Genomic DNA, 7,753 nt, shown 5'->3' with positions numbered 1-7,753 from the left:
GAACTCCAGACCATCGGGGCCACCACCTTGGATGAGTACCGCAAGCACATTGAGAAGGACGCCGCCCTTGAGCGCCGGTTCCAGCCGATCCAGGTCAAGGAGCCTTCCGTCGCGCATGCGATCGAAATCCTCAAGGGCCTGCGTGACCGTTACGAGGCGCACCACCGGGTGACCATCACCGACGGCGCACTTGCCTCTGCGGCAACGCTGGCCGAACGCTACATCTCGGACCGCTTCCTGCCGGACAAGGCGATCGACCTGATCGATGAAGCCGGTGCACGTCTTCGCATCCGCCGCATGACGGCTCCGCCGGAGCTCAAGGCCATGGATGAGCGCATCGCCGAAGTGAAGATGGAGAAGGAATCCGCCATCGACGCCCAGGACTTCGAAGGCGCTGCCTCGCTGCGCGACAAAGAGCAGAAGCTCATTGCCGAGCGCGCCGAGAAGGAACGCAACTGGAAGTCCGGCGGCATGGACGATATCTCCGAGGTGGACGAGGAGCTGATTGCCGAAGTCCTCGCGAACTCCACCGGCATCCCGGTCTTCAAACTCACCGAGGAAGAATCCAGCCGCCTGCTCAAGATGGAGGAGGAGCTGCACAAGCGCGTCGTCGGCCAGGACGAGGCAATCCGTGCCCTCTCCCAGGCGATCCGTCGCACGCGTGCCGGCCTGAAGGACCCCAAGCGTCCGGGTGGCTCGTTCATCTTCGCCGGCCCCACCGGCGTCGGCAAGACCGAGCTCGCCAAGGCGCTGGCCGAATTCCTGTTCGGTGAAGAGGACGCCCTCATCACGCTGGACATGTCCGAGTACTCCGAGAAGCACACGGTCTCGCGTCTCTTCGGTGCCCCTCCGGGCTACGTCGGCTACGAAGAAGGCGGGCAGCTGACCGAGAAGGTCCGGCGTCGTCCGTTCTCCGTGGTGCTGTTCGACGAAGTGGAGAAGGCCCACGCCGATCTCTTCAACTCGCTGCTGCAGATCCTGGAAGACGGCCGCCTGACCGACTCCCAGGGCCGCGTGGTGGACTTCAAGAACACGGTGATCATCATGACCACCAACCTGGGCACCCGCGATATCTCCAAGAGCGTCGCAACGGGCTTCCAGTCCGGCACGGACACCACCACCGGGTACAACCGGATGCGGGCACGGGTCACCGAGGAGCTCAAGCAGCACTTCCGTCCCGAGTTCCTCAACCGCGTTGACGACGTCGTGGTGTTCCCGCAGCTCACGCAGGACGAGATCATCGAGATCGTTGACCTGTTCGTCACGCGCCTCGAGGGCCGCCTCAAGGACAAGGACATGGGCATCGAGCTCACCACGGCCGCCAAGGTCCTCCTGGCAACCCGGGGCTACGATCCCGCCATGGGTGCCCGGCCGCTGCGCCGCACCATCCAGCGTGAGATCGAGGACCAGCTCTCCGAGAAGATCCTCTTCGGCGAACTGCACCCGGGCGACATCGTGGTGGTCGACGTCGACGGCGAAGGCGACGAGGCCAAGTTCACCTTCGCAGGCAACGCCAAGCCGCGCATCCCGGAAATCGCTCCAAGCGCCTAGTTTCCGGCTCCGCCGACTCAAAGGCCCCGTCCGCTCCCGAAAGGAGCGGGCGGGGTTTTTGCGTTCCCCAGGCCGCAATATCTGAAATAAGTGTTTCACTCTCAGTGAACCTTCTGTGATCTGCGGCACATTGCGTGTTGAATCAGAGCATGGATTCGAATGCCCCAGAGGCCCCGAGCACACAACCCGAAACTCCTTTCCACGATCTCGACCACTACCTGGCCATCCCCCGGGTCGGGGGCCTGGCTCTCAGCACGGACGGAAGCCGCCTGGTCACTACGGTTTCCACCCTCAACGCCAAGGGCACTGAGTACGTCACTGCCCTCTGGGAGCTCGATCCTGCGGGAAAGAAGCACGCCCGCCGCATCACGCGCAGCGCCAAGGGAGAAACCGGCGCGGTGTTCGCCGCCAACGGCGACCTCTACTTCACCTCAGCCCGGCCCGATCCGGACAGCCCCGAAGCGGACCCCGTGAGCGCGTTGTGGCTCCTGCCCGCCGACGGCGGTGAGGCGCGGGTGGTCCATTCCCGCGCGGGCGGCGTCGGCGGCGTCATGGCCGCGTCAGCCGCGGATGCAACTTTCGTCACGGCCTCGGTCCTCGGCGGTTCCACGGATGAGGACAATGACGAGGAGAGGCGCAAGAGCCGCAAGGACAACAAGGTAGCGGCCATTTTGCACACCGGCTACCCGGTCCGCTACTGGGACGCGGATCTGGGGCCTGCCCAGCCCAGGCTGTTTGCCGTGGAAAACGGAGATACGGCCGGGTCCGGCAAGCCGGCGACCGTTGACGCTACGGCACCCCTGAAACTGCGCAATCTCACGCCCGACGTCGGCGGCAACCTCCGCAACACGCACGCGGTGGTCAGTCCGGACGGCAAGACGATCTATACGAGCATGGCCAAGCCGCTCGCGAAGGCTGACACGCGCTTTGTGCTCGCCGCCGTCGACGTCGCTTCCGGCTCGATCAAGGTGCTCCTCGACCATGACGGAATGAGCTATTTCCCCGGCCCCGTCAGCCCTGACGGCAAGATGCTCTCGGTAGTCAGTGAAAGCGACAGTACTCCCCGGCAGGCGCCCCAGGTCAAACTCCACCTCTTGAATGTCGGTGCTGGAGAAACCCTTGACCTTGAGCCGCTGGCGCCCTCTTGGGACCGCTGGGGCAGCCCCGCGGCCTGGCTTCCGGACGGGCGCTCGCTCCTCGTCACGGCCGACGACGACGGCGCGACGCCGGTCTTCCGGATCGCCGTCGCCGACGGTACGGTTACCCGGGTGACGCAGGACGCGGCAGCGTACACCGACGTCGTGGTTTCCCCCGATGGGCTGAGCGCGTTTGCGCTGCGCAGCTCGTATGAATTCCCGGCTGAAGCCGTCCGGATCGATCTCGCTTCGGGTGACGTCGAGCGGCTTCCCGCACCGGCTGAACGTCCCCGGATCAAAGGTTCGTTGGAACGGGTGGAAACGAGTGCGGCAGATGGTTCGAGGGTTCCGGCTTACCTCGCGCTCCCGGAGGGCGCGTCGGAGGCGAACCCGGCGCCCCTGCTGTTGTGGATCCACGGCGGGCCGTTGGGCTCGTGGAACGCCTGGACCTGGCGATGGAATCCATGGCTGCTCGTGTCGAAGGGATATGCCGTGTTGCTACCGGACCCGGCACTGTCCACCGGATATGGCCAGCAATTCATCCAGCGCGGCTGGGGTGAATGGGGCAAGGCGCCGTATACGGACCTCATGTCCATCACCGACGCGGTGGTCCAGCGGTCCGACATTGACCAGACGCGGACAGCCGCCATGGGCGGCTCCTTCGGCGGCTACATGGCCAACTGGGTGGCCGGGCACACGGACCGTTTCAAGGCGATCGTGACGCACGCCAGTCTGTGGGCCATGGACCAGTTCGGGCCCACTACGGACGCTTCGCAGTATTGGCTCAAGGAAATGACCCCGGAGATGGCGCTGGACAATTCGCCCCATCTCCATGTCGCCAAAATCAAGACGCCCATGCTGGTGATCCACGGTGACAAGGACTACCGGGTGCCGATCGGCGAGGGCCTGAGGCTTTGGTACGAACTTCTTTCCAGTTCCGGGCTGCCCGCAGATGAGAACGGCGAGACCCAGCACCGCTTCCTGTACTTCCCTGACGAGAACCATTGGATCCTGCAGCCGCAGCACGCCAAGGTCTGGTACGGCGTCGTGGAGCACTTCCTTGCCAGGCAGGTACTTGGACAGGAGGTTCCTGTTCCTGGGGACCTGGGGCTCTAGGCGCCTTTCGCCTCGTAAGATTGGGGCTGTGACTTCGACCTTCAGTATCCGTCCTGCCCGCACCGGCGATGTTGCCGCGATCAAGAGGCTTGTAGCGCCACTGGCAGAGCAGCGAATCCTGATGGCCAAGGAGACCGTTGCCTACTACGAGAGCCTCCAGGAGTTCCGGATTGCCGAATCGTCCGACGGCGAGGTGATCGGTTGCGGTGCGCTGCACGTCATGTGGGAGGACCTGGCAGAGGTGCGCACTTTGGCGGCGGACGACAATTGGCGGGGCAAGGGCGTGGGTCACGTCCTTGTCCAGCAACTCCTGGAGGACGCCCGGGCCTTGGGCGTTGCGCGGGTCTTCTGCCTGACCTTCGAAGTGGACTTCTTCAAGCGCCACGGCTTCGAAGTCATGGCGGACCAAACCGCCGTCGACCCCCAGGTCTACTCGGAATTGCTGCGCTCCCACGACGAAGGCGTGGCCGAGTTCCTCGATCTGGCCCGCGTGAAGCCCAATACCCTGGGCAACACCCGCATGATCAAGGTCCTTTAGCTCCGGGTTCTTCCCCCGTCCCTGAATGTGCCGGTCGCCAAAGTCTTTACGTATATCAACTTGATGGATAAACTAGTTGAGGCTCGGTTGCGGCGGGCCAACCATACTGTGGAGGCGAGAAATGAAGTACCACGTTATGTTTCCGGACTTTTCAGGTTTCCAAATCGACATGCCGCGTCCCGGCTCTACACCGGAGTCGCGCAAGCAGGGGACCGGGGGTTGCATGCGGTCCGCGTGCACCGATCTTTGGCCCGACTCGATGGCCAAGGACGCAACAGCCCAAGACTTCAGCATCGGCCGTCTGACGGTGGGCGGACCGCCCCACTAAGCAGGCGGATACCGGAAGGTTTTTCAGAAGGGACAACCATTGGGGGTTGTCCCTTCTTCGTTTCGGTTCCGGACTTTCCACATACGGACCGTTCCCCTACCGTGCCCGGGGCGCTGGTAGTAGGGTCAAATCACCTACCAGCAACGCCCCAGGAGCGCGCCATGAAAAAGCTCATCAACGATCCCCGCTCGGTGGTGGACGAGTCTGTCGAGGGTTTCGGCATGGCCCATGCCGATCTCGTGGATGTCCATACGGACCCCATCTTCGTCGTTCGAAAAGGAGCGCCCGTAGCCGGCAAGGTGGCGCTTGTGTCGGGAGGCGGGAGCGGCCATGAGCCGCTTCATGCCGGCTTTGTGGGGCACGGAATGCTCGACGCCGCTGTGCCGGGCGCCGTCTTCACCTCGCCCACGCCTGACCAAATCATTCCGGCCACGGCGGCCGTCGATTCCGGGGCCGGCGTCATTCACATCGTGAAGAACTACACCGGTGACGTGCTGAACTTCGAGACCGCGGCAGAGATGGCCCAGGCTGAAGGAATCAGCGTCCGCTCGGTTCTCGTCAACGACGACGTCGCGGTGGAGGATTCCCTGTATACGGCAGGCCGCCGCGGCGTGGGCGGCACCGTGCTGGTCGAAAAGATTGCCGGCGCAGCAGCGGAGCGTGGGGATTCGCTGGAAGCCGTCGCGGGCGTGGCGGAGGGAGTTGTCCGCAACGTGCGCACCATGGGCGTCGCCCTGTCCGGCTGCACCGTGCCGCATGCCGGGGTACCCAGCTTCGAGCTCGCCGAGGATGAAATCGAAATCGGCATAGGCATTCACGGTGAACCCGGCAGGCACCGGATCGCCATGGAGGGCGCCGACGCCATCACCAGCCGCCTCTTGGACCCTGTCCTGGAGGACCTTGGGATCAAGGCCGGTGAAGAAGTGCTGCTCTTCGTCAACGGCATGGGCGGTACGCCCCTTAGCGAGTTGTACATCGTCTACCGCCGGGCCGCCCAGATCCTCGCGGAAAGAGGAGCCAAAGTGGAACGCTCCCTCGTGGGCAACTACGTCACGTCGCTCGAGATGCAGGGCTGCTCCATCTCGGTACTGCGTCTTGATGACGAACTCACGGCCCTTTGGGACGCACCCGTCCATACTCCGGCCCTGCGTTGGGGGATGTGACAGTGGGCCTGGGGGTCGAATGGGCGGTCGAATGGTTGACGCTCTCCGCACGGCTCATGGCCGAGCACCGGGAAGAGTTGATTGCTCTGGACCGCGCGATCGGCGACTCCGACCACGGTGAAAACATGGACCGGGGATTCCAGGCCGTCATGGAGAAACTTGCCCAGACTCCACCCGAAACGCCCGGTGCAGCGCTGAAGCTGGCGGCGATGGCCTTGATGTCCAAGGTGGGCGGGGCAGCCGGACCGCTGTACGGAACCGCGTATCTTCGGGCGGCCACGGCGCTGGGAGAAAGCGCGGACGTTGATGCAGCGGCGCTTGCAGGAGCACTGACTGCGGCTCGGGACGGAATTGTTGCCCGCGGAAAAGCGGAGCTGGGCGACAAAACCATGGTGGATGCCTGGTCTCCCGCCGTCGAAGCGGCGGACGAGGTCCTCGTGGCTGGAGGAGATGCTGTGGCGGTGCTGGCCGCGGCGGCCGAGGCTGCCGAGGTCGGGGCCGTGACGACTGATCCGTTGGTAGCCCGCAAGGGGCGCGCAAGCTACCTCGGTGAACGCAGCGCCGGTCACCGAGATCCCGGGGCTGCGTCTTCTGCGCTGTTGTTGCGCGCCGCCGCGACTGCCGCCGGATTCCCCGAAGGGTCCGCTGAATGACGGTGGGCTTGGTGGTGGTTTCGCACAGCCGGAAGATCGCGGAGGGCGCGGTTGAACTGGCCGCGCAGATGGCCCCCGATGTGCGGTTCTACGCCGTCGGCGGGACGGAGGATGGCCGGATCGGCACCGACCTAGAGAAAGCGATCGCCGCATTCGAGGCAGGACTTGGGGAGGCTTCAGGGGATGGCGTGGTGGTTCTGACGGACCTTGGTTCCGCGGTCATGACGGCAGAATCAGCGGCCGAGTTCTGCAGCGAACCGGACAAAGTGCTCCTCGCCGACGCTCCCTTGGTGGAGGGCCTGGTCGCCGCAGCGGTGGCCACCCAGGGTGGTGCCCCGGCCGCCGCAGTGAAGGCCGCCGCGGAGTCGGTTCGATTCGGCCCGGAGCCTGTTTTTGAGTCCGCGGGGACAGCCGAATCCCAAGGAAGGGGCGAACCGGCGGAAAGCGGCGAGTTCGAGCTCATAAACCCCATGGGAATGCACGCCAGGCCTGCGGCGAAGATTGCGGGCGGACTGGCCGGGATGGATGTCGAGGCAACGGTAAACGGCGTCGATGGCACCTCCATCATGGAACTCATGAGCCTCGCCGTGGGCCAGGGCGGCAAACTCAGGGTCGAGGCTTGGGGCAAAGACTCATCGAAAGCCGTGGACTACGTCAGGCGGCTGGTGGAACAGGGATTCGGCGAGATCTGACGTCGTCCGATATGTGCCTGCACGCCGATATGTCGCCGCACGCCGAGATTTGCCGTGCCGCGGAGGTGTTCAGGACTGCCGCAGACCATGGGCATCGAGCAAGAGGCTCGCCGTAATGGCGGTCTGGCACTGCTCGCCCCACGGTTTGGTACTTTTCGGCGTGAAGTTGAGCGTCCTGGTGGGCAAGGTCCCGCCGTTTGTGTCCAGGCCAGTCACTTCGGCATCGATGGGCGAGGAGGTTAGCGTTCCCATGTTGAGGAAGCCGTAGCGGGTGCCATCCGGTGACGCGACGGCAGAGCATGACCCTTCAGGTTCCGGCCCGCAGGATTGAGGGAGCGACACGCTGCCCGGGCGCAGCTCCACATCGCCCTCGCGGCATTTCCCGTCCTGGCATGCCTTCAAATGGACGGTTTTGACCGTCGGCGCGTAGTCTGCCGTGATTGTCAGGGAGACCACGGGGGCCATCGCAATTGCCGGGCAAACGGTGACTTGGGGTTCGCATCCCGACCAGAGCGCGGCCGTCGTGGTCAATGCAATGGCGGCCCACAACCTGCGCATACTTGAGAATAATCCCGC

The 7,753-nt window shown here is 64.5% G+C and carries 7 protein-coding genes; 6 read left to right on the top strand and 1 reads right to left on the bottom strand.

Translation table 11 applies throughout. The annotated features are described in order from the left end of the window. From AC3WJU_RS05485 to dhaM, 6 genes are all read left to right on the top strand, one after another. The coding region (locus AC3WJU_RS05485; protein ID WP_492259340.1) for an ATP-dependent Clp protease ATP-binding subunit at positions 1-1,551 on the top strand (1,551 nt) is incomplete at its 5' end. A gap of 149 nt (positions 1,552-1,700) precedes the next feature. After that, positions 1,701-3,803 carry a S9 family peptidase gene (locus AC3WJU_RS05480; protein WP_492259339.1) on the top strand — a complete coding sequence of 701 codons (2,103 nt, stop codon included), beginning with the start codon at positions 1,701-1,703 and terminating at the stop codon, positions 3,801-3,803. Positions 3,804-3,831: 28 nt separating this feature from the next. Continuing rightward, positions 3,832-4,341: an amino-acid N-acetyltransferase gene (locus tag AC3WJU_RS05475; RefSeq protein WP_059388339.1), complete on the top strand. Its 510-nt coding sequence runs from the start codon at positions 3,832-3,834 to the stop codon at positions 4,339-4,341. A 489-nt stretch (positions 4,342-4,830) separates the two neighbouring features. Then, positions 4,831-5,832, top strand: a complete 1,002-nt coding sequence (gene dhaK, locus AC3WJU_RS05470) for a dihydroxyacetone kinase subunit DhaK (protein WP_059388341.1) — start codon at positions 4,831-4,833, stop codon at positions 5,830-5,832. 2 nt (positions 5,833-5,834) lie between these two features. Next, positions 5,835-6,485, top strand: coding sequence for a dihydroxyacetone kinase subunit DhaL (gene dhaL, locus AC3WJU_RS05465; protein ID WP_284990896.1), 651 nt, complete (start codon positions 5,835-5,837; stop codon positions 6,483-6,485). Continuing rightward, positions 6,482-7,177: a dihydroxyacetone kinase phosphoryl donor subunit DhaM gene (gene dhaM / locus AC3WJU_RS05460; protein ID WP_492259338.1), complete on the top strand. Its 696-nt coding sequence runs from the start codon at positions 6,482-6,484 to the stop codon at positions 7,175-7,177. Before dhaL ends, dhaM begins: the two co-directional genes overlap by 4 nt. A gap of 69 nt (positions 7,178-7,246) precedes the next feature. Here the strand turns inward: dhaM and AC3WJU_RS05455 are convergent, their stop codons facing one another. After that, complete coding sequence (locus tag AC3WJU_RS05455) at positions 7,247-7,735, bottom strand: hypothetical protein (RefSeq protein WP_492259337.1); 489 nt, start codon at positions 7,733-7,735, stop codon at positions 7,247-7,249. Positions 7,736-7,753 lie beyond the last annotated feature (18 nt).

This window comes from Arthrobacter sp. FW306-1B-F12A (assembly GCF_058781865.1).
This window is presented reverse-complemented; position numbering and strand designations above follow the sequence as displayed.